This is a genomic window from Burkholderia sp. Ac-20384, from assembly GCF_017104605.1.
Lineage (GTDB): Bacteria > Pseudomonadota > Gammaproteobacteria > Burkholderiales > Burkholderiaceae > Burkholderia > Burkholderia lata.
Genome location: NZ_JAAGPE010000064.1, coordinates 16,387 through 42,239, shown reverse-complemented (window position 1 = coordinate 42,239; position 25,853 = coordinate 16,387). Strand labels below are relative to the sequence as shown.

General features: G+C 67.3%; 19 protein-coding genes and 1 pseudogene. 10 read left to right on the top strand and 10 right to left on the bottom strand.

What is annotated here, in order from left to right; genetic code table 11:
- Window positions 1–21: 21 nt before the first annotated feature.
- Window positions 22–720 (bottom strand): annotated as a pseudogene (locus G3O00_RS14970) (biosynthetic peptidoglycan transglycosylase); the annotation flags it as partial.
- Window positions 721–730: 10 nt separating this feature from the next.
- Entirely contained in the window at window positions 731–6,784 is a 6,054-nt protein-coding gene (locus G3O00_RS14965) for an MG2 domain-containing protein (protein WP_206143440.1), read from the bottom strand.
- A gap of 304 nt (window positions 6,785–7,088) precedes the next feature.
- Here G3O00_RS14965 and G3O00_RS14960 point away from each other — a divergent pair, with 304 nt between their 5' ends.
- From G3O00_RS14960 to G3O00_RS14940, 5 genes are all read left to right on the top strand, one after another.
- Complete coding sequence (locus G3O00_RS14960; RefSeq protein WP_041493268.1) at window positions 7,089–7,595, top strand: sugar dehydrogenase complex small subunit; 507 nt, start codon at window positions 7,089–7,091, stop codon at window positions 7,593–7,595.
- Entirely contained in the window at window positions 7,595–9,214 is a 1,620-nt protein-coding gene (locus G3O00_RS14955; protein WP_174937398.1) for a GMC family oxidoreductase, read from the top strand. Before G3O00_RS14960 ends, G3O00_RS14955 begins: the two co-directional genes overlap by 1 nt.
- A 2-nt stretch (window positions 9,215–9,216) precedes the next feature.
- Window positions 9,217–10,494: a cytochrome c gene (locus G3O00_RS14950; RefSeq protein WP_011354899.1), complete on the top strand. Its 1,278-nt coding sequence runs from the start codon at window positions 9,217–9,219 to the stop codon at window positions 10,492–10,494.
- Between the two features lie 185 nt (window positions 10,495–10,679).
- On the top strand, window positions 10,680–11,099 hold the full coding sequence (locus G3O00_RS14945; protein WP_241025150.1) for a DoxX family protein: 420 nt from the start codon (window positions 10,680–10,682) through the stop codon (window positions 11,097–11,099).
- 63 nt (window positions 11,100–11,162) lie between these two features.
- Window positions 11,163–12,269 (top strand): porin, encoded by a 1,107-nt coding sequence (locus G3O00_RS14940; RefSeq protein WP_011354901.1) that lies wholly within the window; start codon window positions 11,163–11,165, stop codon window positions 12,267–12,269.
- Between the two features lie 87 nt (window positions 12,270–12,356).
- On the opposite strand, the gene G3O00_RS14935 is transcribed toward G3O00_RS14940, so the two are convergent.
- Entirely contained in the window at window positions 12,357–13,676 is a 1,320-nt protein-coding gene (locus tag G3O00_RS14935; RefSeq protein WP_206143438.1) for an MFS transporter, read from the bottom strand.
- A 44-nt stretch (window positions 13,677–13,720) separates the two neighbouring features.
- Window positions 13,721–14,905: a M20 aminoacylase family protein gene (locus tag G3O00_RS14930; protein ID WP_206143437.1), complete on the bottom strand. Its 1,185-nt coding sequence runs from the start codon at window positions 14,903–14,905 to the stop codon at window positions 13,721–13,723.
- Between the two features lie 182 nt (window positions 14,906–15,087).
- Here G3O00_RS14930 and G3O00_RS14925 point away from each other — a divergent pair, with 182 nt between their 5' ends.
- Together G3O00_RS14925 and G3O00_RS14920 are read left to right on the top strand one after the other, a co-directional pair.
- Window positions 15,088–15,990: a LysR substrate-binding domain-containing protein gene (locus G3O00_RS14925; RefSeq protein ID WP_206143436.1), complete on the top strand. Its 903-nt coding sequence runs from the start codon at window positions 15,088–15,090 to the stop codon at window positions 15,988–15,990.
- Window positions 15,991–16,198: 208 nt separating this feature from the next.
- Window positions 16,199–16,519, top strand: a complete 321-nt coding sequence (locus tag G3O00_RS14920; protein ID WP_006478890.1) for a pyrimidine/purine nucleoside phosphorylase — start codon at window positions 16,199–16,201, stop codon at window positions 16,517–16,519.
- 88 nt (window positions 16,520–16,607) lie between these two features.
- Here G3O00_RS14920 and G3O00_RS14915 read toward each other — a convergent pair whose 3' ends face one another.
- From G3O00_RS14915 to G3O00_RS14900, 4 genes are all read right to left on the bottom strand, one after another.
- Window positions 16,608–16,943 (bottom strand): hypothetical protein, encoded by a 336-nt coding sequence (locus G3O00_RS14915; protein ID WP_081436670.1) that lies wholly within the window; start codon window positions 16,941–16,943, stop codon window positions 16,608–16,610.
- Between the two features lie 476 nt (window positions 16,944–17,419).
- Window positions 17,420–19,207 (bottom strand): chloride channel protein, encoded by a 1,788-nt coding sequence (locus tag G3O00_RS14910; protein ID WP_206143435.1) that lies wholly within the window; start codon window positions 19,205–19,207, stop codon window positions 17,420–17,422.
- 20 nt (window positions 19,208–19,227) lie between these two features.
- Window positions 19,228–19,641: a helix-turn-helix domain-containing protein gene (locus G3O00_RS14905; protein ID WP_011354907.1), complete on the bottom strand. Its 414-nt coding sequence runs from the start codon at window positions 19,639–19,641 to the stop codon at window positions 19,228–19,230.
- 132 nt (window positions 19,642–19,773) lie between these two features.
- Entirely contained in the window at window positions 19,774–20,949 is a 1,176-nt protein-coding gene (locus tag G3O00_RS14900) for an HPP family protein (RefSeq protein WP_206143434.1), read from the bottom strand.
- 363 nt (window positions 20,950–21,312) lie between these two features.
- Between G3O00_RS14900 and G3O00_RS14895 the strand changes: the two genes are divergently transcribed.
- Window positions 21,313–22,281: a LysR family transcriptional regulator gene (locus G3O00_RS14895; protein ID WP_174929558.1), complete on the top strand. Its 969-nt coding sequence runs from the start codon at window positions 21,313–21,315 to the stop codon at window positions 22,279–22,281.
- A gap of 49 nt (window positions 22,282–22,330) precedes the next feature.
- Here G3O00_RS14895 and G3O00_RS14890 read toward each other — a convergent pair whose 3' ends face one another.
- Window positions 22,331–23,695, bottom strand: coding sequence for an MFS transporter (locus G3O00_RS14890; RefSeq protein WP_206143433.1), 1,365 nt, complete (start codon window positions 23,693–23,695; stop codon window positions 22,331–22,333).
- Between the two features lie 73 nt (window positions 23,696–23,768).
- A complete protein-coding gene (locus tag G3O00_RS14885; RefSeq protein WP_206143432.1) occupies window positions 23,769–24,707 on the bottom strand; it encodes a 2-hydroxyacid dehydrogenase in 939 nt (312 codons plus the stop codon).
- Here G3O00_RS14885 and G3O00_RS43935 point away from each other — a divergent pair.
- Complete coding sequence (locus G3O00_RS43935) at window positions 24,700–24,828, top strand: hypothetical protein (RefSeq protein WP_256990456.1); 129 nt, start codon at window positions 24,700–24,702, stop codon at window positions 24,826–24,828. The genes G3O00_RS14885 and G3O00_RS43935 overlap by 8 nt on opposite strands.
- On the top strand, window positions 24,821–25,729 hold the full coding sequence (locus G3O00_RS14880) for a LysR substrate-binding domain-containing protein (protein WP_174929555.1): 909 nt from the start codon (window positions 24,821–24,823) through the stop codon (window positions 25,727–25,729). The genes G3O00_RS43935 and G3O00_RS14880 overlap by 8 nt, the downstream gene beginning before the upstream one ends.
- The last annotated feature ends 124 nt before the right edge of the window (window positions 25,730–25,853 follow it).

Sequence of the window (25,853 nt, the reverse complement as noted above, 5' to 3'; positions counted from 1 at the left end):
TTGTCCCTACACTGCGCTCTTCCGGTCTGCAGGCATGTCGCGCGGGATCCGGCACGCGCGCTCGGCGACTTTCGCGGGCGTTGCATTGGGCGCGCGCACGAGCGCGGCCGCGATCGCGGCTTCGCGCGCGTCGAGGCCCGACGGCGCCTTGCCGAACAGCACCTGCGACAGCGCGGCGAGGCCGATCGTCTCGCCGCGGAACGGCACGAGGTTCAGGTACGCCTCGAGCACCTGGTCCTTGCGCCAGCCGCGTTCGAGCAGCAGCGCGTTGACCGCCTGCGTCGCCTTTTGCGGCAGCGAGCGCTGGCCCGACCGTCGCGGCGAATCGCTGAGCAGCCCGGCGAGCTGCATCGTGACGGTCGACGCGCCGCGCGTGCGCTCGTTCCACAGGTTGCCCCACGCGGCGCCGGCGATGCCGCGCCAGTCGACGCCGCTGTGTTCATAAAAGCGCTTGTCTTCCGACACGACGATCGCCTCGCGAAACGCGGGCGATACGTCGGCAAGCGACACCCAGTCGCCGCGCCGTTCGGTGAGGTCGACGCGCGTACGCTGCAGCGGCGTGCCGTCGCGCGCGAGCAGCACCCAGTCGGAGCTGCGCCAGTTGCGGCGCACTTCGTCGTAGCTCGGCAGCGCATGCGCGACGAGCGGCGCCGCCAGCACGATGGCCACGAATACGCGGCCGGCGAAACGCGCCGGCCGCGGCAATGCCAGATCGATCATCAAGGTCTCGTTACTTGCCCGCTTCGGCCGGCTTCACGGTCATCGGCGGGTTCGGCCACAGGCCGTACACGGACGGCGCGTACAGCGCCTCGACACGCGTCGGCGGCAGCCCGAACGTGCCGACGTTGTTCAGCCGCACCGTGTACTCGACCGAGAATTTGCCCTTCGGCAGATAGTCGTAGTACGCGCGGTAGCCGTCGAAGTCGCGCTCGATGAACGCCGGCCATGCGCCGTCCGGCGTCTTCTCGCCCTGCGTCGCGGCTTCGGAGTCGCGGCCGAGGCCCGAACCGAGGATCGTCGAACCGGCCGGAACCGGATCGTTGACGACGACCCACGTCATGTCGCTCTGCGCATCGATGTCGAGATGCACGCGCACGACGTCGCCGCGCGTCAGCACGCCCTTGACGGCGGGCGATACCGGTGTGACGGTCTTGGTGATCCGGTAGCCGGCCGCGAACGGCGAACGCAGCGGCACGGCCGCGAGGCTTTCGATCGTGGCCCACGGGCGGCCCGTGCCGTCCTGCGTGACGGACAGCGTGGCCGGCGCCTGCGACGCGCGCGGCCACGGCAGCATCACGCTGCGGGCCGCGGCGGCGCGGGTAGCCGGGGTAGCCGACGCCGGCGTGTCGACGGATGCGGGTGCCGGTGCCGCTCCCTGCGACCACGAGATCGTGCGTTCGTCGCCGCCGAGCGCGACCTTCGTCGCGCCGGCTACCGGCGTGCTCTCGTAGGTGCGCGAGAAGCGCTCGACCGCGAGCAGGCCGAGCGCGTTCGACGTCGTGGTCTGCCATGCACCCTGGCGCTGCAATGCAAGCAGGCCGGCCGTCACGCGAGGCATCTCGTCCTTCCATGCCGGGTCGCCCGCGAATTCCAGCGCGAGACGTGCCGCGTTGGTCTCGTTGCTGGTCATCAGCCACCACAGGTCGTCGTCGCGCGCGGTCGAGAACACGAGCTGCGTGCCCTGGTACGTGAGGCGCGCCCGCAGGATCTGTTCGACCTGCGCGCGCTTCTCGTCGCGTTGCGGGATGTCCTTCACGCGCGTCAGGATCGCGTGATAGTCGATCACGGCGGAAGTCGGCCACTGGTTCGGCGCGATCTCGATCGAGCCGAGCATGCGGCCCTGCGCGGCGCCGTAGCGCGACAGCGCTTCGATGGCGGCGAGCTTGCGCAGGTCGCGATCCTGGCGCGGCGCCCACGTGTTGCGCTCGAGGCGGCCGTCGACAAAGCGCGCGAGCCCGGCCTCGAGCTGCGTACGCAGGTCTTCCGGCAGCGCGAAGCGCGGGTCGAGACGGCTTGCCTCGTCGGACACTACGAGCAGGTAAGACGACAGCGTCGCGCTGCCGGCATGCGAATCGTCGGACGACGGCGGGAAGTAGCTCGCGAGCCCGTCGCTGTCGAGATAGACGGGCATCCGTGCGATCAGCGCCTGCCATTGCGCGGGGTCACGCAGACCGATCGCGCGCGACGTCTGCTGTTCGAGGCAGCGGTACGGATAGCGTTCGAACCAGCGTTTTACACCGGGCAACCCGTCGGCCAGCTTCGACTGCAGCGACACCGCGATGCCGCCGCGCGGCAGGCCTTGCGTGTTGTTCGCGGCGCCGGCCGGGGAGGCGATCGGCACCGTCAGCGTGCCGTCGACTTGCGCGAGCGTCGCCTGTTGTACCGTGACCGGCAGCGCGAGCACGACCTTCTGCGCGACCGCCAGCGCGTCGGATGCACGCTTGCCGCCTTGCTCGGCCGCTTCGATGCGCCAGTTCAGCGCACCAGCCGCGTCGAGCGCCTGCTCGGGCACGGTGATCGTCCACGCGACTTCGGTCGCCGTATTCGCTGCAAGCGAAACGGTTTGCGGCGCAACGTCGAGGCCCGTCACGCGCGGCGTCACGACCACCTGCATCGCGCGGTCGGTCGTGTTGCGCAGCGTGACCTGTGCGCGGAACGCGTCGCCTTCGCGCACGAGCGGCGGCAGGCCGGAGATCAACTGCAGATCCTGCGTGCTGCGGATCGACGTGCTGCCGGTGCCGAAACGGTCGGCGCCGACTGCCGCGATCGCGACGATCCGGAAGCGCGTGAGCGCGTCGTTCAGCGGCACTTCGACGGTCGCGCTGCCGTTCGCATCCAGCGTCACGCGCGGATTCCACAGCAGCAGCGTGTCGAACAACTCGCGCGTCGGCGCGCTGCCGCCACCGCCGCCGGCCGGCACGGCCTTGCGGCCGAAGTGGCGGCGGCCCACGATTTCCATCTGCGCGGTAGCCGTCTCGACGCCGTACGCGCGTCTCCGCAGCATCGCGTCGAGCAGGTCCCAGCTGTTGTTCGGCATCAATTCGAGCAGCGCCTCGTCGACGGCCGCGACCGCGATCTGCGTGCCGGCCGGCGCGGGCTGGCCGTTCGGCAGCGTGACCTTCACGTGCGCCTGCGCCTTGCTGCGCACCGTGTAGCGCGTCGCGTCGGTCGTCACGGTCACGCCGAGACGGTGCACGCCCGTACCGACCTTGATTTCGCCGAGCCCGTAGCGGAACGCGGGTTTCGACAGGTCGACGAACGCGGTTGGCGCTTCGTAGTGACGGCCTTCGCGCCAGAACGCGCGCGCCCATTCGACCGGTGCCTTCCAGCCCCACGTGAAGAACGAGTACCACGGCACCTCGCGAATCCGGCCGCGCAGCGCGAGCACCGACACGTAGACGTTCGGCCCCCACGATTCGCCGACCTTCAGGTCGACCGTCGGATTCTTGCCGTTCAGCTCGACGATGTGCGTTTCCATCACGCCGCCGCGTTCAACCGCGACCAGCGCGGTTGCGTAGCGGAACGGCATGCGCACCTGGAAGCGGGCGGTTTCGCCGGGTTCGTAGGAGGTTTTCTCCGGGATCACGTCGATCCGGTCGGTGTTGTCGCCGCCGAACCAGAGTTCGTCTTCGCGCGTGACCCACACCGACGTCGCGGCATTCGACGTGCGGCCGTCGCCGTCCTTGGCCACCGCGATCAGCTGCACGTTGCCGGCCTGTTCGAGCGTCGCGTCGCAGGCCATGCGGCCCTTGTCGTCGGTCTTGCCCGAGCACAGCACGCCGAGGTCGCGCGTGTCGCTCTTGTTGTCGTACGCATAGAAGCCGCCGACCATCCGCTTGCGCGACGACGTCGTGATGTGCGCAACGCCCTTGATCTCGATCGGCACGGATGCACGCGGCTTGCCTTGCAGGTCGACCGCCAGTGCCTGCACGGGCACGCGCTGGCCGACCGATACCCAGCGGCCTGCCTTGATGCCGGCCACCACCGCGGCCGGCCACAGGATCGTGTCGCCGCGAATCGTCTGCACTTCGCCGTTCGGGTCGGCGAACGTCGCTTCGAGCGCGATGCGCTTCGGTGCGTCGACGTCGGGCAGGCCCTTGAGCGTGACCGAACCCGCACCGTTGCGGTCGAGCGTCAGCGGCAGCTTGTCGGCGATCAGCTTCGTCGCGTCGGGATCGTTGTTCGACGCCGATGCGTTGTCGCCGTCCTGCGAATCGTCGTCGGCATTGCCGTCGCTCGCTTCGGGACGATACGGCGTGAAGCTGAAATCCTCGAAGCGATCCGCGAACGGCGGCGAGGCCCACTTCATCAGCGCCGACACCTGCACGGGCAGGTTCGATGCGCCGCCGCCCGACACGTAGTCGATCTGCACCGCGAGCGGCGCTTCCTTCACGGCGACGAGCGGGCTCTTCTGCGCGTCGCGCGCGCCGATCGACCCCTTCAGCACCGGCAGGCGGAACGCCTCGACGCGGAAGCTGCCGCTGTAATAGGTGGCGGTCGGTGCATCTTCCGGGCCGCCTTCGAGCTCGACACTGTATTCGCCGAGCTTCGCGGCGGCCGGCAGCGTGAACTGCGTGTCCGCGCTGTGGTCGGCTGCCCACGTGAGCGGCAGCTTGTAGGTCTGGCCGGTGCCGAGATGGCGGATCGTCACGCGCGTCGGGTATTGCGACGGGAACGCGAGGCTCTGCAGCGTCTCGGCACGGATGAAATGCTTCATCGACACGGTTTCGCCCGCGCGCAGCAACGTGCGGTCGAAGACCGTATGCGCGCGCACGGTTCGCGCGCTGTCGGTGTCGGTCGGCACGTTGAAGCGCCACGATTCGATTCCGCGGTTCCAGCCCGAGCTGACGAACGCCATGTCGGGGCCCGTCTTCGGATCGTTCACGCGGGCCGACACGAAGTAGTCGTCGAAGCGTTGCTCCGAATCGGACGAACTGCAGGCGCGTTTCGATTCGAACGCGCCGTCGATCTTCAGCAGGCCCTGTGCATCGGTCTTGCCGGATGCGATCTCGTCGCCGTTGCAGTCCGACACGCGGATCTGCGCGTTCGGCACGGGCTTGCCCTTGTCGAGCGTCGTGACCCACACGAGGTTGTTTTCGCGGCCCTGTTTCAGATGCACGGCGAGGTTGGTGACGAGCACGGTGGTGCGCACGTACATGCTCGACGGCTTCGCGAGCAGCGAGCGGCCGAGCGCGGGCGACGCGAGTTCGAGCACGTAGAAGCCGGGCTTGTCGATCGGCACGCCGACGACTTCGAACGGGCGCAGCGCCTTCGGGTCCGCCTTCGGCAGCGTCAGTGCCTGCACGCCGGGCTGGCCCTTGAGCAGCGTCAGCGAGCGCACGTCGATGCGGCGATCCTTCGGCGCGGGCGCTTTTTCGCCGGCCTCGCGCGGCACGTACACGGGATGCTGGCCCTTGCGTTCGAGCAGGCCGGGAATCTGGCTGTCGATCGAGCCGGCCGTCATCGACCAGTTGTCGAAGCGGTCGACCGTGCGCATCCACTGGCGGATGGCGGTGTCGTCGTCGACCTTCAGGTTCGAGAACTGCGCGCCCTGGGTGTTGAGGCCGTCGATATGCAGGTCGGCTTCGACGTTGCGCAGCGTGACGGGCACGAGCGCGGGCGAATCGGGTTCCGCGAAGCGCTCGACGATCCCGAAGGTGCCCGACGAGAATTTCGCGAGCGGCGGCATCGGCGCGGTGCGCGTCGCGAGCGGGAACAGGTCGGCGTTGGACAGCGAGCGGTCGGTCACGTCGCGCAGGCCCGACGGCAATTCGATCGTCAGGCCGGCCTGTTCGGGCAGCGGCGGGTTGAACGTGACGGTGGTGACTTCCTCGCTCTTGTCGTCGGCCGCGAAGGTCGGCGCGAGCGTTCCGTCAGGGCCGCGCAGCTTGATCGCCTCGGCGTTCTTGCGCGAGATCGGCGCGTTGAACGACAGCGTGAGCGGGCGCAGCGGCGTGCAGGGCGCCTTCGCGTTCTCGCGTTCGCACGAGAAGCTCGCGGCGAACGGGGCGCGCACGGTGAAATCGAAGCGTCGTTCCGTTTCGTTCGGGATACCGCTCGGGCTCGTGACGCCCTTGCCGTACACGAGCTGCATCTTGGCGCTGGCCGGCAGCGCTTGCGCGCACGACAGCGTCAGCACGCGCGCGGCATCCTTCTTCAGACCGAAGTGATCGAGCAGGGCGTTGCGCGCATCGTCGTCGGCGGCCGTGACGGGGATGCGGTTGCCGATGCCGGCTGCTTCGCACCAGATGTTTGCGAGCGCCGAACGCGGTTCGGCCGGGCCGTTCAGCTTCAGCACGAACATCTGCCGTTCCTCGATCTCGCGCGAGCCGGGGCGCACGTTCACCGGGAACGGGCCGCCCGTCTGGAACGTGAAGCGGCGCGGGCCGCTGGCCGCATTGCCGGCGACCGAGCGCAACGTGTCGTTGAGCGCAACCGAGCAGCGCACGCCGGGCGGCAGGTCGTTTTCGAAATCGTAAACCCAGGTCTTGTCGTCGAGCCAGTGACCCTGGCCGCGCGCGGCCGTGGAGTCGTTGCAGGTGACGCGCGCGGGATTCGGCGCGGACGCCGAGCCGAATGCGACGATCGGTTCGTCGAACTTGACGACGCTCTGCCGGACTTCGGTGACGGTGCCTTGCGGCGATACGCTCACCGTGCGCGCCGCGCCCGCATGCAGCGACAGTGCCGTGGCGCCGCCGAGCGCCGCGACGGCGCCGATGCGCCAGAGCAGCCGGGTGGTGTGGTTGGTTCGCGTTGCTTTGTTCTGTTTGTCGTGCTGCTTCATCGCTCGATTGCCCTCGGAGGGAAGCTTTCTGTTTGATTGCACGCGATTCTAACCGACCGACATGCGCGCGCATCGCACCGCACAGTGTGTCGTCGACGTGCGACACTGGTGTGCGTACCGCAGATTTGTCGCGTCGACGACACAAAAATGCAGCGAAATGTCGATTGTCTCGGATTGCGGAACATTTAATGGACTATAAAAAGATTGTTCGATCCGATTTGTGCGCGTACATTTCAGGTCCGCGCCAATGTTTGAGAAATATCAAGCGTGGTTTTCCCGAATCCGGTGTTCGAGAGAAGGAAACATGCACAACGACAACACTCCCCACTCGCGTCGCACTGGCGACGCAGCCGTAACAGGCATCACACGGCGTCAATGGCTGCAGGGCGCACTGGCGCTGACGGCGGCGGGCCTCACCGGCTCGCTGGCGTTGCGGGCCCTGGCCGACGATCCCGGCACCGCGCCGCTCGATACGTTCATGACGCTCTCCGAAGCATTGACAGGCAAGAAGGGGTTGAGCCGCGTGCTCGGCCAGCGCTTCCTGCAGGCCTTGCAGAAGGGCTCGTTCAAGACGGCCGACAGCCTGCCGCAACTCGCCGGCGCACTCGCGTCCGGTTCGCTGAATCCCGATCAGGAAGCACTCGCGCTGAAGATTCTTGAAGCGTGGTATCTCGGCATCGTCGACAACGTCGTGATTACCTACGAAGAAGCATTAATGTTCAGCGTCGTATCCGATACGCTCGTGATCCCGTCGTATTGCCCCAACAAACCCGGCTTCTGGGCCGAAAAACCGATCGAGAGGCAAGCCTGATGGCCGATACCGATACGCAAAAGGCCGACGTCGTCGTCGTCGGGTCGGGTGTCGCAGGCGCGATCGTTGCACACCAGCTCGCGATGGCGGGCAAGTCCGTGATCCTGCTGGAAGCCGGCCCGCGCATGCCGCGCTGGGAAATCGTCGAACGCTTCCGCAACCAGGTCGACAAGACCGATTTCATGGCACCGTACCCGTCGAGCGCGTGGGCGCCGCATCCGGAATACGGCCCGCCGAACGACTACCTGATCCTGAAGGGCGAGCACAAGTTCAACTCGCAGTACATCCGTGCGGTGGGCGGCACGACGTGGCACTGGGCCGCGTCGGCATGGCGCTTCATCCCGAACGACTTCAAGATGAAGACGGTGTACGGCGTCGGCCGCGACTGGCCGATCCAGTACGACGACATCGAGCATTACTACCAGCGCGCGGAAGAGGAACTCGGCGTGTGGGGCCCGGGCCCCGAGGAAGACCTGTACTCGCCGCGCAAGGAGCCGTACCCGATGCCGCCGCTGCCGTTGTCGTTCAACGAGCAGACGATCAAGAGCGCGCTCAACGGCTATGACCCGAAGTTCCACGTGGTGACCGAGCCGGTCGCGCGCAACAGCCGCCCGTACGACGGCCGGCCGACTTGTTGCGGGAACAACAACTGCATGCCGATCTGCCCGATCGGCGCGATGTACAACGGCATCGTGCACGTCGAGAAGGCCGAGCAGGCCGGCGCGAAGCTGATCGACAGCGCGGTCGTCTACAAGCTCGAGACCGGGCCGGACAAGCGCATCACCGCCGCGGTCTACAAGGACAAGACGGGCGCCGACCACCGCGTCGAAGGCAAGTACTTCGTGATTGCCGCGAACGGCATCGAGACCCCGAAGATCCTGCTGATGTCCGCGAACCGCGATTTCCCGAACGGTGTCGCGAACAGCTCGGACATGGTCGGCCGCAACCTGATGGACCACCCGGGCACCGGCGTGTCGTTCTACGCGAACGAGAAGCTGTGGCCGGGCCGCGGCCCGCAGGAGATGACGTCGCTGATCGGCTTCCGCGACGGCCCGTTCCGCGCGAACGAAGCCGCGAAGAAGATCCACCTGTCGAACATGTCGCGCATCAACCAGGAAACGCAGAAGATCTTCAAGGGCGGCAAGCTGATGAAGCCCGAGGAGCTCGACGCGCAGATCCGCGACCGTTCCGCGCGCTTCGTGCAGTTCGACTGCTTCCACGAAATCCTGCCGCAACCCGAGAACCGCATCGTGCCGAGCAAGACGGCCACCGACGCGGTCGGCATCCCGCGCCCCGAGATCACGTATGCGATCGACGATTACGTGAAGCGCGGCGCCGTGCACACGCGCGAGGTCTACGCGACGGCCGCGAAGGTGCTGGGCGGCACCGAAGTCGTTTTCAACGACGAGTTCGCGCCGAACAACCACATCACGGGCGCGACGATCATGGGCGCGGATGCACGCGACTCGGTCGTCGACAAGGACTGCCGCACGTTCGACCATCCGAACCTGTTCATCTCGAGCAGCTCGACGATGCCGACCGTCGGTACGGTGAACGTGACGCTGACGATCGCGGCGCTTGCGCTGCGGATGTCGGACACGCTGAAGAAGGAAGTCTGACCGTGCGGAAATCTACTCTCACCTTCCTCCTCGCCGGCTGCCTTGCGCTGCCGGGTCTCGTACGCGCGGCCGATGCGGCCGATCCGGCGCTGGTCAAGCGCGGCGAATATCTCGCGGTCGCGGGCGACTGCATGGCGTGCCACACCGCGAAGGGCGGCAAGCCGTTCGCGGGCGGCCTCGGCATGCCGATCCCGATGCTCGGCAAGATCTACACGAGCAACATCACGCCCGATCCCGAGACGGGCATCGGCAACTGGTCGGCCGAGGACTTCGAGCGCGCGGTGCGCCACGGGGTGTCGAAGAACGGCGACAACCTGTATCCGGCGATGCCGTACGTGTCGTACGCGAAGATCAACGACGACGACGTGCAGGCGCTGTACGCGTACTTCATGCACGGCGTCGAGCCGGTCAAGCAGGCGCCGCCGAAGAACGAGATCCCCGCGCTGCTGAGCATGCGCTGGCCGCTGAAGATCTGGAACTGGCTGTTCCTGAAGGACGGCGCATACGAGCCGAAGCCGGCGCAGAGCGCCGAGTGGAACCGCGGCGCGTATCTCGTCCAGGGTCTCGCTCACTGCAGCACGTGCCACACGCCGCGCGGCATCGCGATGCAGGAGAAGTCGCTCGACGAGACGGGCGGCGGCTTCCTGTCGGGTTCGGTGCTCGCGGGCTGGGACGGCTACAACATCACGTCCGACGCGAACGCGGGGATCGGCGGCTGGACGCAACAGCAACTCGTCCAGTACCTGCGCACCGGCAGCGTGCCGGGTCTCGCGCAGGCGGCCGGCCCGATGGCCGAGGCGGTCGAGCACAGCTTCTCGAAGATGACGGAAGCCGACATCGGCGCGATCTCGACGTACATTCGCACGGTGCCGGCCGTCGCCAGCGGCGACGCGAAGCAATCGCGCTCGTCGTGGGGCAAGCCGGCCGAAGATGGCCTGACGCTGCGCGGCGTCGCGCTCGCGTCGTCCGGCATCGATCCGGCACGGCTCTATCTCGGCAACTGCGCGACCTGCCACCAGATGCAGGGCAAGGGCACGCCGGACGGCTATTACCCGCCGCTGTTCCACAACTCGACGGTCGGCGCGCCGAATCCGACCAACCTCGTGCAGGTGATCCTGAACGGCGTGGAACGCAAGGCCGGCAGCGAGGACGTCGGGATGCCGGCGTTCCGCCACGAGCTGTCGGATGCGCAGATCGCCGCGCTGACGAACTACCTGACCGGGCAGTTCGGCAATCCGGCCGCGAAGGTGACCGAGCAGGACGTCGCGAAGCTGCGTTGATGCGGCGCGTGACGAAGCAGGGCGATAACTGACAAGAGGAGGAGCACAGCACATCGGGTTGTTGCCCGATGCCGGTTGTTGCAGAGCGGGGCGGGCGGCGCAGGTGGTCGCCCGTCCTGGTTCATTCGCAATCCGGTGCGCCGGGGCTGTTCCAGCGACGCGCATCGTTTTCGTTGATCGACACCATGACACCGAATCAACCGTTTCTCGCGTCCCAGCGCGATGTGCTGCTGCTGCTTGCCCGGATCCTGCTCGTGATCCTGTTCATCATGTTTGGCTGGAAGAAGATCGTCGACTTCCCCGGGACCATCGCGTTCATGGGTTCCGAAGGCGCGCCCGCGCCGATCATTTCCGCCGCGATCTCCGTCGTGATGGAGCTGTTCGTCGGAATCGCGATCCTGGTCGGCTTCCAGACGCGGGCGCTTGCGCTGCTGCTGGCGCTCTATACGATCGGCACCGGCATCATCGGCCACCACTACTGGACGATGACGGGCGGCGAGCAGATCAACAACATGATTCATTTCTACAAGAACATCGCGATCGCCGGCGGTCTGCTCGCGCTTTGCGCGGCGGGCCCCGGACGTTATTCGATCGATCGCGGATAAACAGACCCGGGGCGCGCGCATGGGGCGCGCGCTGGAAGGTCGAGACTCCGAGGGGGCATCATTTTGCGACTCAAACATTTCGCATGGCTGATCGCGGCTGCCACACCGGCGGCCGCTTTTGCACAGACGAGCGTGACGCTGTACGGCCGCGTCGACGGCGGCATCGAATACCTGAACCACATCGCGAAGCCGAACGGCGGCAGCGGGACCCGCTGGAGCGCCGAAAGCGGCGACTGGGGCACCAGCATGTTCGGGTTGAAGGGCATCGAGGATCTCGGCGGCGGGCTGTCGACGGTCTTCAACCTGGAAACCGCATTCCAGGTGATGAACGGCCAGACGGGCGGCGGCCGCATGTGGTCGCGGCGTGCATACGTCGGGCTGAAGAGCAACACGTGGGGCCAACTGCAGGCCGGCCGCAACCTGTTCATCGACAGCGACGGCGTGTGGGAATTCGACCCGTTCGTGCAGCAGGCGTTTTCGTCGGCATCGCTCGTGCGCGGCCGCAACTGGCAGCAGACCAGCAACAACATCGAGTATCACAGCCCGGTGATCGGCGGCTTCGACGTGCAGGCGCAATATGCGTTCGGCAATCAATCACGCGGCTTCAACTACGGCGCGGCCGACGACTTCGGCCGCTCGGACGGGATCATGATCTCGTACCACTCGCCGTTGCTCGACGTGCGCGGCATCTACGACGAACTGCGCGACAACAACGGCAAGTTCAGCAATATCTTCACCGCGTCGCGCGAGTACTTCGTCGGTGCGAACGTGAAGGTGTCGAAGTTCAAGATCCAGGGCGCGTATACGCACTACCAGGCGCCGGACAGCCCGGCCGGCGTGGCCGATCGCGCCGATCACTACTGGCTCGGCGCGACCTATTCGGCGACACCGCAATGGGCGGTGACGGGCGGCGGTTACTACGTGAAGGTGGGCGACGGCGGCGGCGATGCGTCGCACGATCCGTCGGGCCACGCGATGATGTACGTGCTCGGCACCACGTACAACCTGTCGAAGCGCACGTTCCTGTACGGTACGGTCGCGTATGTGCGCAACGGCGGCAACTCGAACTTCTCGCTGCTCGCGACACCGCGCGACGCGACGTCGGGGACGAGCCCGATGACGGGCGAGTCGCAGACGGGGGCGTATGTCGGGATGATGCATACGTTCTGAGCGGCGCAACGCCAGACACGCAAAAGGCACGGGTCGTCGAACCCGTGCCTTTTTTCGTTTGCGGCACGCGGCCGCATCGGCCACCGGTCAGTCGAGTGCCTTCCCGGCCTTTTCATCCATGCAGCGCACGGCGAGCAGCGTCATCGCACCGCAACCGATCGCGTACCACGCGGGCGCGTTCGGATTGCCGGTCGCCGCGATCAGCCACGTGACGAAGAACTGTGCGAAGCCGCCGAAGATCGCGACGCCGATGCTGTACACGAGCGCGCCGCCGGTGGCGCGTACCGCACGCGGGAACAGTTCGCCGAGCATCGCACCCGTCGCGCCGATGTTGATCGCATGCACGATCGACAGTGCAGCGATGATCGACAGCAGCGATGCGGCGCCCGGCCAGCGGTTCAGCGCGACGAATGCCGGATAGATCGAGGCCATCAGCACGATACGCGTCCACCAGACGATCCGGTTGCGCCCGTAGACGTCGGACAGGTGGCCGCCGATCGGCGTCACGAGCATCAGGATCGCACCGGCGACGCAGCCGGCCGTCATCGACAGCCACGTCGGCAGGTGCAGCACCTGCACGCCGTAGATCGCCATGTAGAACACGATGATGTAGTGGATCGACGTGCCGCCGATCGTCACGCCGAGGCCTGCGAACACGGCCTTGCCGTGATGGCGCAGCACGTCGGCGAGCGGCAGCGATGCGACCGGCTCGTCGTGCGTGGCGGCAGGCGCGGCGGCCGGCACTTCCTCGACGGTGCGGCGCAGCCAGTAGCCGATCGGCACGAACAGCGTGCCGATGATGAACGGCACGCGCCAGCCCCAGCTTTCCAGCTGCGCGGCGTTCAGTGTCGACGTCAGCGCGACGCCGGTCAGCGCGCCGGCGAGCGCGGCGAGCCCCTGGCTCGAGAACTGGAACGACGCGTAGAAGCCGCGCCGATGCTGCGGCGCCTGTTCGAGCAGCAGCGTCGTCGACGCGCCCACTTCGCCGCCCGACGCGAACCCCTGCAGCAGGCGCGCGAGCACGAGCAGCAGCGGTGCGGCGAGGCCGATCTGCGCGAAGGTCGGCGCGACCGCGATCATCGCGGTGCCGAGCGCCATCAGCAGCAGCGTGAGGATCATCGCCTTCTTGCGGCCGGCGCGGTCGGCATACATGCCGATCACGAGCCCGCCGAGCGGTCGCGTGACGAAGCCGACGCCGAAGCTCGCAACCGCGAGCATCAATTGCCCGAACGGCGAATGCACGGGAAAGAACAGCTTGCCGATCAGGATCGCGAAGAAGCTGTAGACCGTGAAGTCGTAGAACTCGAGCGCGTTGCCGACGGCGGCGGCGGCGATCAGCCGGCGTTTCTTCGCGGCGGCGCGTGCATCGACCGGCGTGCCGGCGAACGAAAGGGCGGACGTTTCCATGTGGGGCTCCCCGGTTGGGCGCGAAACGATGGGATGAAGGGCCGTCAGGCCGCGAGCCAGGCTTCGGCGACGCGAACCCAGTAGCTCGCGCCGATCGCGAGGATGTCGTCGTTGAAGTCGTAGCCGGGGTTGTGCACCATGCAGCCGCCCTTGCTGCCGATCCCGTTGCCGATGAACGCGTAGCAGCCGGGGCGCGCTTCGAGCATGAACGCGAAATCCTCGCTGCCCATCAGCGGCGCGGCGTCGGTTTCGACGCGTTCGGCGCCGAGCATCTGGCGCGCGATGTCGGCCGCGAACGCGGTCGGCTCCGCATGATTGACGAGCACCGGGTAGCCGTAGTCGTAGTCGACTTCCGCCGTGACGCCGAAGCTTTCCGCCTGGCCTTTCACAAGCGCTTCGATGCGGCGCGCGAGCAGCGCGCGCACGTCGGCGTTCAGCGCACGCACCGACAGTTTCATCGTGACGGTTTCGGGAATGATGTTGAACGTCTCGCCGGCCTGCACGCTGCCGACCGTGATCACGGCCGCGTGCTGCGCATCGACCTCGCGCGCGACGATCGTCTGCAGCGCAACCATGATGCTGCCCGCGGCCGACATCGGATCGCGCGCGAAATGCGGCATCGCGCCGTGGCCGCCGACACCGCGCAGCGTGATCGTCACGCGGTCGGCCGAGGCCATCGCGGCGCCGGTGCGGAAGGCCATGTCGCCGGCCGCGCGGCCCGGCATGTTGTGGATCGCGAAGATCGCGTCGCACGGGAAGCGGTCGAACAGGCCGTCGTCCATCATCGCCTTCGCGCCGCCGAAGTTTTCCTCGGCCGGCTGGAAGATCAGGTTCAGCGTGCCGGAGAACTGGCGCGTGGCTGCGAGGTGGCGCGCTGCGCACAGCAGCATTGCGGTGTGGCCGTCGTGGCCGCATGCATGCATCTTGTTCGCGTGGCGGCTTGCGTACGGCAGGCCCGTGGTTTCCGCGAGCGGCAGTGCATCCATGTCGGCGCGCAGTCCGACCGTGCGCGTGCCTTGCCCTTCGCGCAGCACGCCGACCACTCCCGTCTTGCCGATGCCGCGATGCACTTCATAACCCCAGCCGGTGAGCAGCTCGGCGACGAGATCGCTCGTGAGCGTTTCCTCGAATGCGAGCTCGGGGTGAGCGTGGATGCGGCGGCGCACTTCGACAAGCTCGGGTGCGATCGCGGCGATACCGGGGATGACGGGGTTCACGGCTTGCAGCATGGTGTCTCCTGTGGGGCAGGTGGGGCGTTTGGCGCACATATGACGAGCAAGCATATAAATTTCTTTTGTGTACCAGAAGCTGATAAATTGCTTTGGTGCTCACCACCGGTTGCCGCTCGGGAATACCCTGAGCCGGCGTGTGCCGCGCAGCACAGGGTTTCCACGGATCACGCGTCGCCGCCATGAAATACCATCAGCTGAAAGCGTTCGTCACCGTCGCGGAAGAGGGGAGCATTCGCGCGGCCGCGCGGCGCCTGAACGTGTCGCCTGCGGCGCTGACGAAGGCGGTCAAGGAACTGGAGATCGCGCTTGGCGTGTCGCTCGTCGTGCGCACCGCGCGCGGCGTGCAGCTCACCGCGTTCGGCCAGCAGTTGCAGGTGCGCGCGCGGCTGATCGTCGCCGAAATGCAGCGCGCCCGCGACGACATCGAGCAGGCACAGGGCGCAATGACGGGCTCCGTCGCGGCGGCGATCACGCCGGCCGCCGCGGTGACGATCCTGCCCGATGCGTTCCGCGCATTCCGGCGCCGCTTCCCGGTGGCGCGCGTCAACCTGATCGAAGGGTTTCCGGGCGTCGCACTGCCGCGCCTGCACGATGGCTCGCTCGATTTCGCGGTGGCCGTCGTCGTGCCCGAACTGCTGGCAGCCGAATTCGATCACGCCGAACTCTATTCGAGCCGGTCGCTGATCGTCGCCCGCAAGGGGCATCCGCTTGCGTCGGCCACGTCGCTCGCCGATCTCGTCGAGGCCGACTGGCTGATGAACCCGTCGCCGGAAAGCTCGACACAGGTGCTGTTCAATTCGTTCGTCGCCTACGGGCTGCCGGTGCCGGCACGCGTCGTCGAATGCCCGAGCTTCGGGCTCGCGCACAGTCTGATGACCGGCTGCGACCTGATCGCGTCGATGCCCGAGCAACTGCTGCAAGGCGAGTGGGCGCGCGACCAGCTCGCGGTGCTGCCGATCCGCGAGCGCTTGCCGGGTGTCTCGGTGCAGGTGATCACGCGTCGCGACAGCCCGCTGACGCCGGCCGCGGCGATGCTGCTCGACTGCCTGCGCGATTCCACGCGGCGCAAGGGGCTGGGGTGAACCGGTGCCGCGGTCGGCGACCTTCAATACATCGTCATCCTGACGATTTCCCGTGCGGCATTGCCGTCGTTTGACTGGCACGCGGCTCGCGCAGCGGTCGCGCCATTCCGGCGCTTGCCGCGCGAGCCGGTATCATAGCGGCCGGCCCGCCGCTCCGGCCGGCCTCCAACAACATCGCCATCCGGCATCCAGCAATCAGAGGCATTTCATGACCAGTGCAACCCAATTCGACAACGTATCGGTCGTCAAGCGCGCGAACGTCTATTTCGACGGCAAGTGCGTGTCGCATACCGTGCTCTTCCCGGACGGCACGCGCAAGACGCTCGGCGTGATCCTGCCGTGCGCGCTCAACTTTGGCACGGACGCACCCGAATTGATGGAAGTGCAGGCCGGCAAGTGCCGCGTGAAGCTCGACGGCAGCAGCGAATGGCAGACCTACGGCGCGGGCGAATCGTTCTCGGTGCCGGGCAAGAGCCGCTTCGACATCGAGGTGCTCGAGACGCTCGATTACGTCTGCAGCTACCTGTAACACCACCCGCGCAGCAAAAGAAAAGCCCCGCCGAAGCGGGGCTTGTCGCAAGCGGAGGGCGCAAGGCCTTCCGGAGCGCCTGTTCTCTTTACAGGCAGGCGTTGATGTCGCCGGCCGACGATGCATCGCCGCCGCGGAAACCCACCCAGGTCTTCGCATTGGCGGCGTTGGCCGGGCGCACGATGGCGGCAGCGCCATTCGGCGGCTGCTGGCCCGGCGCATACACGGCCATGGCGAGGCCGTTCGCGAGTTCATACTGCGACGTCACTTGTTGCTGTGACTTGTCGGCCCAGGTCTTCGCGATGCACTGCGCGACCTGGTCGGCGGGTTTCTGGCTTTGTCCCACGTTTTGGAGGGCAGAATCGGCTGCATGAGCAGAAAATGCCACGGTCAATGCGATGAGCGGTAAGTATTTCGCGTTCACGTTATCTCCCTCGAGTCGTGATTGATTGAGTGGGATGCGCAGCAGGACTGCGTAACAGTGAGATTGCATCGGGCGAGCACGGTTCCGGCTATTCCGAAACAAGTTGTTAACGCGCTTGCCAAATGGCGACTCCGATGCTGTGCACTTTGCTGCGGCACGGCATGCGTCGTGTGCGGCACGACGTCATGCGCGGCGTGGTCGGCGCGCTGCCCGGTCGTGTGGTGACGTGACGGTCGCGGCGAGCGGCATGCGTCTGCATGCCGTGCCGCAACTCATTTTTTGATCGCGAAGTGGAATGGCTGATTGATGGCCCCGTCGCATGAGCACCATGATGACAAACTTTCGTCCGTCGAATTGTTAACCAACTTTAAACACGGGAAGCGGCGGAAGGCGATGCGGCACGCGAGGGGCATGCCGCATCGAATGGAAGCGGTGGTGCGAGCGGGGCGTGCGCGGCGAGGGCGCCGCGCGGTGGGTCAGCCGGCCTTGCGCGTGCCTGTGTCGCGCAGGTTGGCCGGGACGATCGGGCGGAAGCGTTCGCGCTTCTGTTCGTCGTCGAAGTGCTGGAGCGCGGGCTTGATCAGGTCGCTGCGCGACACGATGCCCGTGATGCGCATCGATTGCTCGTCGTCGACGACCGGCAGGCGTTCGAGGCCGAGCACCGCGAGTCGCGACGCGACGACGCGGCACGTTTCGTGCGCTTGCGCGACCGCAGGCTCACGGTTGGCGAATGCACCGGAGATCGGTGTGTCAGCCGCGGCCTGTGCGCGCTGTGCATCGAGCGTCGCGCGATCGACGAGACCGAGCAGGCGGCCGTTCTGCACGACCGGGTACGCACGGTGCGTCTGCTTCGCGCCGAAGTATTGCGACTCGACGGCATCGAGCGTCGCTGCGCCGTCGATCGCGACGAGCAGGTCGGCGGACGTCATCACTTCGCCGATGTCGTGCCGCTCGAGCGGATCGACGCCGTATTCGCGATAGATGTGATAGCCGCGGCGTGCGATCTTTTCCGTCATGATCGAGCGCTTCATCACGATGGTCGCGAAGCCGTGCGCGACGAGCGTCGCCGCGAGCAGCGGCAGCAGTGCGTTCGCGTCATGCGTGAGGCCGAACGCGAACACGATCGCGGTCAGCGGCGCGCCAAGCGTGGCGCCGAGCGTCGCGGCCATGCACACGAGCGGCCACAGCGCCGGGTCGCCGCCCGGCAGCATCGGCGACAGCACGGTGCCGAGGCCGGCGCCGAGCATCAGCAGCGGGGCGAGCACACCGCCCGACGTGCCCGAGCCGAGCGCGATCACCCACATCACGGCCTTCACGATCAACAGCGCGAGCGCGATCTTCAATGCGATGTGCTGATGCAGCAGGTCGCCGATCACGTCGTAGCCGACGCCGAGCGCGCGCGGCTCGAGCCAGCCGCCGATGCCGATCACGATCGCCCCGAGCGCGGGCCACCACATCCAGTGCACCGGCAGCTTCGCGAAGGTGTCCTCGACGCGGTACAGCGCCGCCGACAGGCCGCACGCGAGCATGCCCGACAGCAGGCCCGCGACGATGCACGACAGCAGCGCGACGGGCGTCGGCGCCGCCGTGGTCAGCGGAAACAGCGGATCGACGCCGAAGAACACGGCGCGGGCGAAACCGGCCACCGCGCAGGCGAGCGCGACCGGCAGGAAGCTGCGCGGACGCCATTCGAACAGCAGCAGTTCGACCGCGAGCAGCACGGCGGCGACCGGCGTGCCGAACACGGCCGTCATGCCGGCAGCCGCACCGGCGACGAGCAGCGTCTTGCGCTCGGCGGCGGTCACGTGCACGCACTGCGCGATCAGCGAGCCGAGCGCGCCGCCCGTCATGATGATCGGGCCTTCGGCGCCGAACGGGCCGCCGCTGCCGATCACGACGCCGGACGACAGCGGCTTGAGGATCGCGACCTTCGGCGACATGCGGCTCTTGCCGAACAGGATCGCCTCGATCGCTTCGGGAATGCCGTGGCCGCGAATCTTTTCCGAACCGAAGCGCGCCATCATCCCGACGATCAGCCCGCCGATCACCGGGATCACGATCACCCATGCGCCGAGCGTGTTGTTCGCCGGCGAGCGATCGGCGAACGAGAACTGCTGGAAGAAGAACAGGTTCGTGAACAGGTGGATCAGGCTCAACAGCACGAATGCGGCCAGCGTGCTGAGCAGGCCGATCCCGGCGGCGAGCAACGCGATCCTGGGCAGGCGGTCGTTGGTCGCGAAATCGCGTTTGTGTGGTGCGTTCATCGGAGTGGAAAGGGCAAGGGTCAGTAATCGATCTGGGGAACCTGGAACGCGTCCTTGAGCGACTTCAGCTCGGCGCGATGCATGGCCGCGAGACGCGCGAGCAACGTTTCGCCGGCGTGCTCGAGGTGAACCTCGACTTGCCGGCGATCCGCTTCGCTCGTCTTGCGCTTCACGAGGCCGAGCGCTTCGCAGCGCGTGACCAGCGCGACGACGCCGTGATGCTGCGCCTGCAGGCGTTCCGCGAGTTCGCCGATGGTTGCCCATTCGCGATGCGGATAGCCCTTGATGTGCAGCAGCAGCAGGTATTGCAGCGGCGTCACGCCTTCGCTTTGCGCGGCGCGTTCGGAGAAGCGCTCGAAGCGGCGCATCTGGTAGCGGAACTCGGACAGTTGCTGGAAATCGCTTTTCGCCAGCGCGCGTCGGGTATCGTTCATCGGGAGCGGTCGGACAGTCAGTTTCGGTAGCGAGAAATATATCACAACATGATATAAATGGCCGAATTCGGGCGGATGGAATGCATTCCGCGTTGCGCCGGCCGTTACATGGCGTTACGTGCGCCGCATGCGTTACGCGGCCTCGAGCATTTGGGTTTGCCGATAAAGGCCCGTGACGAGATCCGTCTGAGTAATGATCCCGACGAGCCGGCGCGATGCATCGACGACCGGAATGTGGTGGTGGCCCGAATGCGTAAACAGCGGGACGAGCGCGGTGATCGGCATCGTTTCCGGCACGCACGCGACGTCGCGCGTCATCACGGTGGCGACGCTCGCCGGCTGGCCGCCGAACGATTGCGGCAACCGCGCCGACAGGCGTTGCCACAGCGGGGTCGGACGGCGCAGCTGGCGCGTGAGGTCGGCGCGCGTGACGATGCCGGTCAGGCGGCCTTCGCCGTCGACGACGGGCAGCGCCTTCACGCGATGGCGATCGAGCAGCGTGAGCGCAGCCGTCACCGACGTCGACGGCGCGACTTCGATCGCATTCTTCGTCATCAGGTCGGCGCACGAGAGCTGGCCGAACGTGCGCGTATAGGCCTGCATCTCGGTTTCGCGCAGCAGCGCTTCGAGATCGTCCGGATCGACGTCGAGCCATTCGCCGCGGCGCTTCAGCACCGCGTCGAGGTCGCCGCGCGTGAAGCCGCCGCGCGTCGGTGCGGTGCCGCCTGCCTGCGGTTTCGCTTCAGGCCGCGCGCCGCCGTGCGGGTAGCGGTGGCCGGTCAGCGCGTGATACGCGAGCGCGGCCGACAGCAGGATGGCCGATTGCAGTGCGATCGGCTCCAGCACGAAGCTGAACCCGAGCGAATGGATGGCCGGGCCGCCGACCACCGCCGTGAGCGCGACGGCGCCTGACGGCGGGTGCACGCAGCGCAGCACGAACATGCCGCCGATCGCGCACGCGATCGCGACCGCGGCGGCCGTGATCGGATCGGCGATCCATTGTGCGCACGCGACACCGACCGTCGCCGCGACGAGATTGCCGCCGATGATCGACCACGGTTGCGCGAGCGGGCTCGCGGGCACCGCGAACAGCAGCACGGCCGACGCGCCCATCGGCGCGACGAGCAGCGGCACGAGGCCCGACACGCCGGGCAGCAGCCGCATCGTCACACCGACCGTCGCGATGCCGACGAGCGCGCCCGTGCACGAGCGCAGGCGCTCGCGCCAGCCCAGCGACATCGGATGAGGAATGAAGCTGTGCAGCCATTGGCGCAACGTGCGGCGCGACGAAGGGGAGCCTGACGACATGGACGGTAAGCGGTAAAAGTGACAGCGCGGATGCGCGCAGCGACAAGCCGCGAATTATATCGCGTTGTGATACAAATTGTCGCGCTGCATCAAGCCGTTGCACGTGTGCGACGCACGTTGCTTGCAAAAACCTTTCATGTGATGAGAGTTTGCGGGCCGGGGAACCGCGCAAATTTGTCTGCAGCGGCGTACAATTCGGGCCACTGAATCCCCCGTCATGCCAGAACCCCGTACGCGATGCCCGCTCTCCCGCCTTTCTCCCGGCACGGTGATCGATTCGACGTGGTTCGCGGCTGCGTTCCGTTCCCCATCTGACGCGAGCGCTGCCGACGCCTCCCCACTGACTCTCCCCAAGCCAATTCAATGGACATGCTCGAAAACATGCGCCTGTTCGTGCGCGTTGTCGAAAGCGGCAGTTTTACCGCGGTCGCGAAGGAAATCGACGCGACCACCGCGCAGGTGTCGCGCGCGGTATCGAACCTCGAAGCGCACGTACAGACGCGGCTGCTGCATCGCACGACGCGCCATCTCGGCCTCACCGAAAGCGGCGAACGCTATTTCGAGCGCGCGAAATCGATCCTCGCGGAAATCGACTACGCGAACGCGGAGGCGCGCAACGCCCTGCTGCGGCCGAGCGGCAAGATGCGCATCCACGCGATGACGGGGCTCGGGCAGAGTCATGTCGTGTCGTCGATCGTCCGCTACCAGGAGGACAACCCCGACGTGTCGGTCGAGCTGACGCTCGCGCAGCGGATGCCGAATCTCGTCGAGGAGGGCTATGACGTATCGATCGTGACGGCGTCGCAGCTGCCCGATTCGGGCTATGTCGCGCAGACCTGCGGCACGAGCTGCAGCGTGCTCGTCGCATCGCGCGAATACCTGGCGCGCCACGGCACGCCGCAGTCGCCCGACGAATTGCCGAACCACGTGTGCCTGCGCCTCGATACGCCCGCATCGCCGGCCGGTGAATGGCGGCTCGAGCGCAGCGATGGCGAGGAGGCCGTCTACAATCTGCAGCCCGCGCCGTTCCAGGTCAACGTGCCCGACGCGCTGTGCGTCGCGGTGCGTGCCGGGCGCGGGATCGCGTGCGTCGCGCTGTATACGGTGCTCGACGACATCCGCGAAGGGCGGTTGATCCGCGTGCTGCCCGAGTACCGGCTGCAGACGGTGAGCGTCTATGCCGTCTACGCGACGCGCCGCTATCTCGACGCGAAGATCCGCACGTTCCTCGACCACCTGCGCACGACGCTCACGCCTGCGCTCGAGAACGACCTGCGTGAACTCGACCGGCTGACGACCGAACAGACGCCGGGCGGCCGCAAGCGCGCGTGACGACACGCGCGGGCGTGCTCCGCGCGCACCGCACGGGCCGCGGCGAGGTTCATGCACGCGGCGCGATGCGAATCCGTTCGAAGCGTCCCGCGAGCCATCCGTAGGCGGCGATGCCGATCAGCCCGTGCGCGGCGACGAACCACAACGCGCCGGCGAACGAGCCCGTGCTGGCGACGAAATAGCCGATCACGAGCGGCGTGACGATCCCGGCGATGTTGCCGAGACCGTTGAACACGCCGCCGCTCAGGCCGACCATCCCTTCCGGCGCCGTGTCGGCGAGCACGGCCCAGCCGACCGCCGCGAGCCCCTTGCCGAAGAACGCGATCGTCATCAGTGCGATCACGACCGCATTCGACGACGCGCCGTTCGCCAGCACGAGCAGCGTCGCCATCGCCATCCCCACGACGAACGGCGTCTTGCGCGCCTTCGACGGATGCATGCCGCGCCGGATCAGCCAGTCCGACAGCACGCCGCCGAGCACGCCACCCGTGAACCCGCAGATCGCCGGCAGCGCGGCGACCCAGCCGGCCTCCATGATCGTCATCCCGCGCCCCTTGATCAGGTAGATCGGGAACCACGTGATGAAGAAGTAGGTGAGTGCGGTGATGCAGTACTGGCCGATGTAGATCGCCCACAGGTTCCGGTGGCGGAACAGTTGCGACACGTCGTGCCACGACACGCGCGGCCGATGACGCACGCGGTTCGCTTCGAGATCGACGAGCGCGCCGTGCGCGCGCAGGTAGTCGCGTTCCGCGTCGCTCACGCGCGGATGGCCGTGCGGCTCGCGATACCACGCGAACCACAGCGCGGCGAGCGCGATGCCGAGCATCCCCATCCACAGGAACACGTGCTCCCAGCCGAGCGCATGCGTGAGCCAGGCCATGGCAGGCGTGAACAGCACGACGGCCATGTACTGCGCGGAATTGAACAGGGCGGACGCCGTGCCGCGTTCGGCGGTCGGGAACCAGCACGCGACGATTCTCGAGTTGGCCGGGAACGCCGGCGATTCGACGAGGCCGAGCATGAAGCGCATGACGAACAGCGCAAGCGTGGCCGACGCGCCCTGCACGGCGAGCCAGCCGACCGTGCCCTGCAGCATCGTGAAGACCGACCACAGCAGCAGGCTCAGGCCGTACACGCGCCGCGCGCCGAAACGGTCGAGCAGCCAGCCGCCCGGGATCTGGCCGATCGCATAGGCCCACGCGAACGCGGAAAAGACGATGCCGAGCTGCACGGGCGTCAGCCCAAGGTCGTGCGCGACGCCGGTGCCGGCGATCGACATCGTCGCGCGATCCGCATAGTTGATGACGGTGACCGCGAAAATCAGCGCGAGGACCGCATAGCGGACGCGGCCGATCGTGCGCGAGGCGGCGGGCGACGCGGCGAGGGCGGCGCCGCTGGATCGATTGGGCATGCGTGTCTCCTGGCCTCCGTCGTGCGGAGGCATCCGGTGTTGTAATGGGTGGCTGTTGTGCGGCGGGTGGCGATCAGCGCGTGACGCTGGTCGGCGGGCGCTGGCCGGCAAAACACGCGGCAAGATTGGCCAGCACGATCCGGCCCATCTCTTCGCGGGTTTCGCGGGTCGCGCTCGCACGGTGCGGCTGCACGACGACACGGTCGAGCTCGAGCAACTCGGCCGGCACGTGCGGCTCGTTCGCGAACACGTCGAGGCCGGCGCCGGCGATCGTGCCGTCGGCGAGCGCGCGAATCAGCGCGGCTTCGTCGACCAGCTTGCCGCGTGCGACATTGATCAGGAATCCTTCGGGGCCGAGCGCGGCGAGCACGTCGGCCGTCACGAGCACGTTGCCGTGATCGGCCGATGCCGCGATCACGAGCACGTCGCTGTCGCGCGCGAGCGCGGCGAGGTCGGGCACGAAGCGATAGCCGCTGTCGCGATGCTCGCGCGGGCCGAAGTAGCTGACGGGCATCCGGAACGCCTGCGCGCGCTGCGCGATTGCGCGTCCGACGCGGCCGAGGCCGATGATGCCGAGCCGCTTGCCGGTCACCTGCGTCGCGAGCGGCTGGGCCGTCTTGCCCCAGCGGCCGGCGCGCACGATCCGCTCGCCGGCGCCGAGGTCGCGCAGCGTCATCAGGATCAGCCCCATCGCCATGTCGGCGACGTCGTCGGTCAGCACGTCGGGCGTCGTCGTCACGTGGATGCCGCGTGCGCGGGCGCGGTCGAGATCGACGGCGTCGGTGCCGATACCGCTGATCGCGACGATCTCGAGCATGGGCAGCCGGTCCATCAGCGCGGCGGACAGGCCGTTCGCACCGCCGGTCACGACAGCGCGAATGCGTGCAGCCACGCGATCGAGCAGTGCGTCCGGTTGCTCGGCCGCATACAGCCGGTGCACCGCGTAACGGGCGGACAGTTCGGCGTCGATGGCGTCGGGGAGCGGCTGGGTGAGGAGGATGTCGATGGTCATGAAGGTCTCGGTCGTCGTGCGCGGCGCGGGCCGCGCATCAGGTGCAACCGAGTATAGAAATCGCATCGATATGCGTCTAACATCAAAAGACTATCGATTGATTCAAGAATTGGATGATTGAACTGCACCAGCTTCGCTGTTTCGTCGCGGTCGCCGAGGAACTGCATTTCGGTCGCGCGGCCCGGCGCCTCTTCATGACCCAGCCGCCGCTCAGCCGGCAGATCCAGTTGCTCGAGCATGCACTCGGCATCGCGCTGCTCGAACGCAGCAGCCGGCAGGTCAGCCTGACCGCGGCCGGCGAGCGGTTTCTGCGCGACGCGCGGCACATCCTCGAATTCTCCGCACGGGCCGAGCAGGCCGCGCAGCGCGTCGCACATGGCGGCGCCGGACGCATCACGCTCGGCTTCACGGCGGTCAGCGCGTACCGGATGATCCCGATGCTGCTCGCGCACGCCGCGCATGCGCTGCCGGACGTGGACATCGAATTGCGCGAGATGGTGTCGACCGTGCAGATCGATGCGCTGGCGTCGCGGATGCTCGACGCGGGCTTCGTGCGCCAGCGCGCCGCGCGCCAGCCGCTCGAATACCGGCTCGTGCAGCGCGAGCCGATGCTGGTCGCGGTCGCGGAGGGCGCGCCGCTCGCCGCGTGCGCGCGCATCGGCCCCGACGATCTCGACCGGCAGCCGTTCATCGCGTATTCGCCGAACGAGGGGAAATACTTCCACGACCTGATCTCGGGCGTGTTCGCGAACGCGGGGCGGCTGCCGAACTACCTGCATTACGTCGGGCAGACGCATACGATCCTCGGCCTCGTGCGCGCGGGGCTTGGTGCCGCGCTCGTGCCGGCGTCGGCGCGCGAACTGCATGTCGACGGCGTGGTGTTCCGGCCGCTGGCGGGCGCCGACGTGGCGGCCGAACTGTATCTCGCGTGGCGCACGGACAACGACAATCCGGCGCTGCCGGTGTTCAACGCGATGGTCGAGCGGTTTCTGACCGAGAGCGCTGACGAAGCGGGCGCATAGGGGCGACGGTGGGGCCGCGACTCGCTCGAGCGTCCCGCCCGCATGCGTGGCTCAAAGTCTGTCGTCAGACAATTCAAGCTGGCCGCTTGAATCATTTTCGGGGCGTCCGGAATTGGCCGGAATT

Coding starts and splice junctions, on each gene's coding strand:
- G3O00_RS14965 (WP_206143440.1), bottom strand. CDS start 6,784: ATGAAGCAGCACGACAAACAGAACAAAGCAACGCGAACCAACCACACC.
- G3O00_RS14960 (WP_041493268.1), top strand. CDS start 7,089: ATGCACAACGACAACACTCCCCACTCGCGTCGCACTGGCGACGCAGCC.
- G3O00_RS14955 (WP_174937398.1), top strand. CDS start 7,595: ATGGCCGATACCGATACGCAAAAGGCCGACGTCGTCGTCGTCGGGTCG.
- G3O00_RS14945 (WP_241025150.1), top strand. CDS start 10,680: ATGACACCGAATCAACCGTTTCTCGCGTCCCAGCGCGATGTGCTGCTG.
- G3O00_RS14935 (WP_206143438.1), bottom strand. CDS start 13,676: ATGGAAACGTCCGCCCTTTCGTTCGCCGGCACGCCGGTCGATGCACGC.
- G3O00_RS14930 (WP_206143437.1), bottom strand. CDS start 14,905: ATGCTGCAAGCCGTGAACCCCGTCATCCCCGGTATCGCCGCGATCGCA.
- G3O00_RS14925 (WP_206143436.1), top strand. CDS start 15,088: ATGAAATACCATCAGCTGAAAGCGTTCGTCACCGTCGCGGAAGAGGGG.
- G3O00_RS14920 (WP_006478890.1), top strand. CDS start 16,199: ATGACCAGTGCAACCCAATTCGACAACGTATCGGTCGTCAAGCGCGCG.
- G3O00_RS14910 (WP_206143435.1), bottom strand. CDS start 19,207: ATGAACGCACCACACAAACGCGATTTCGCGACCAACGACCGCCTGCCC.
- G3O00_RS14905 (WP_011354907.1), bottom strand. CDS start 19,641: ATGAACGATACCCGACGCGCGCTGGCGAAAAGCGATTTCCAGCAACTG.
- G3O00_RS14900 (WP_206143434.1), bottom strand. CDS start 20,949: ATGTCGTCAGGCTCCCCTTCGTCGCGCCGCACGTTGCGCCAATGGCTG.
- G3O00_RS14895 (WP_174929558.1), top strand. CDS start 21,313: ATGGACATGCTCGAAAACATGCGCCTGTTCGTGCGCGTTGTCGAAAGC.
- G3O00_RS14890 (WP_206143433.1), bottom strand. CDS start 23,695: ATGCCCAATCGATCCAGCGGCGCCGCCCTCGCCGCGTCGCCCGCCGCC.
- G3O00_RS43935 (WP_256990456.1), top strand. CDS start 24,700: ATGGTCATGAAGGTCTCGGTCGTCGTGCGCGGCGCGGGCCGCGCATCA.
- G3O00_RS14885 (WP_206143432.1), bottom strand. CDS start 24,707: ATGACCATCGACATCCTCCTCACCCAGCCGCTCCCCGACGCCATCGAC.
- G3O00_RS14880 (WP_174929555.1), top strand. CDS start 24,821: ATGATTGAACTGCACCAGCTTCGCTGTTTCGTCGCGGTCGCCGAGGAA.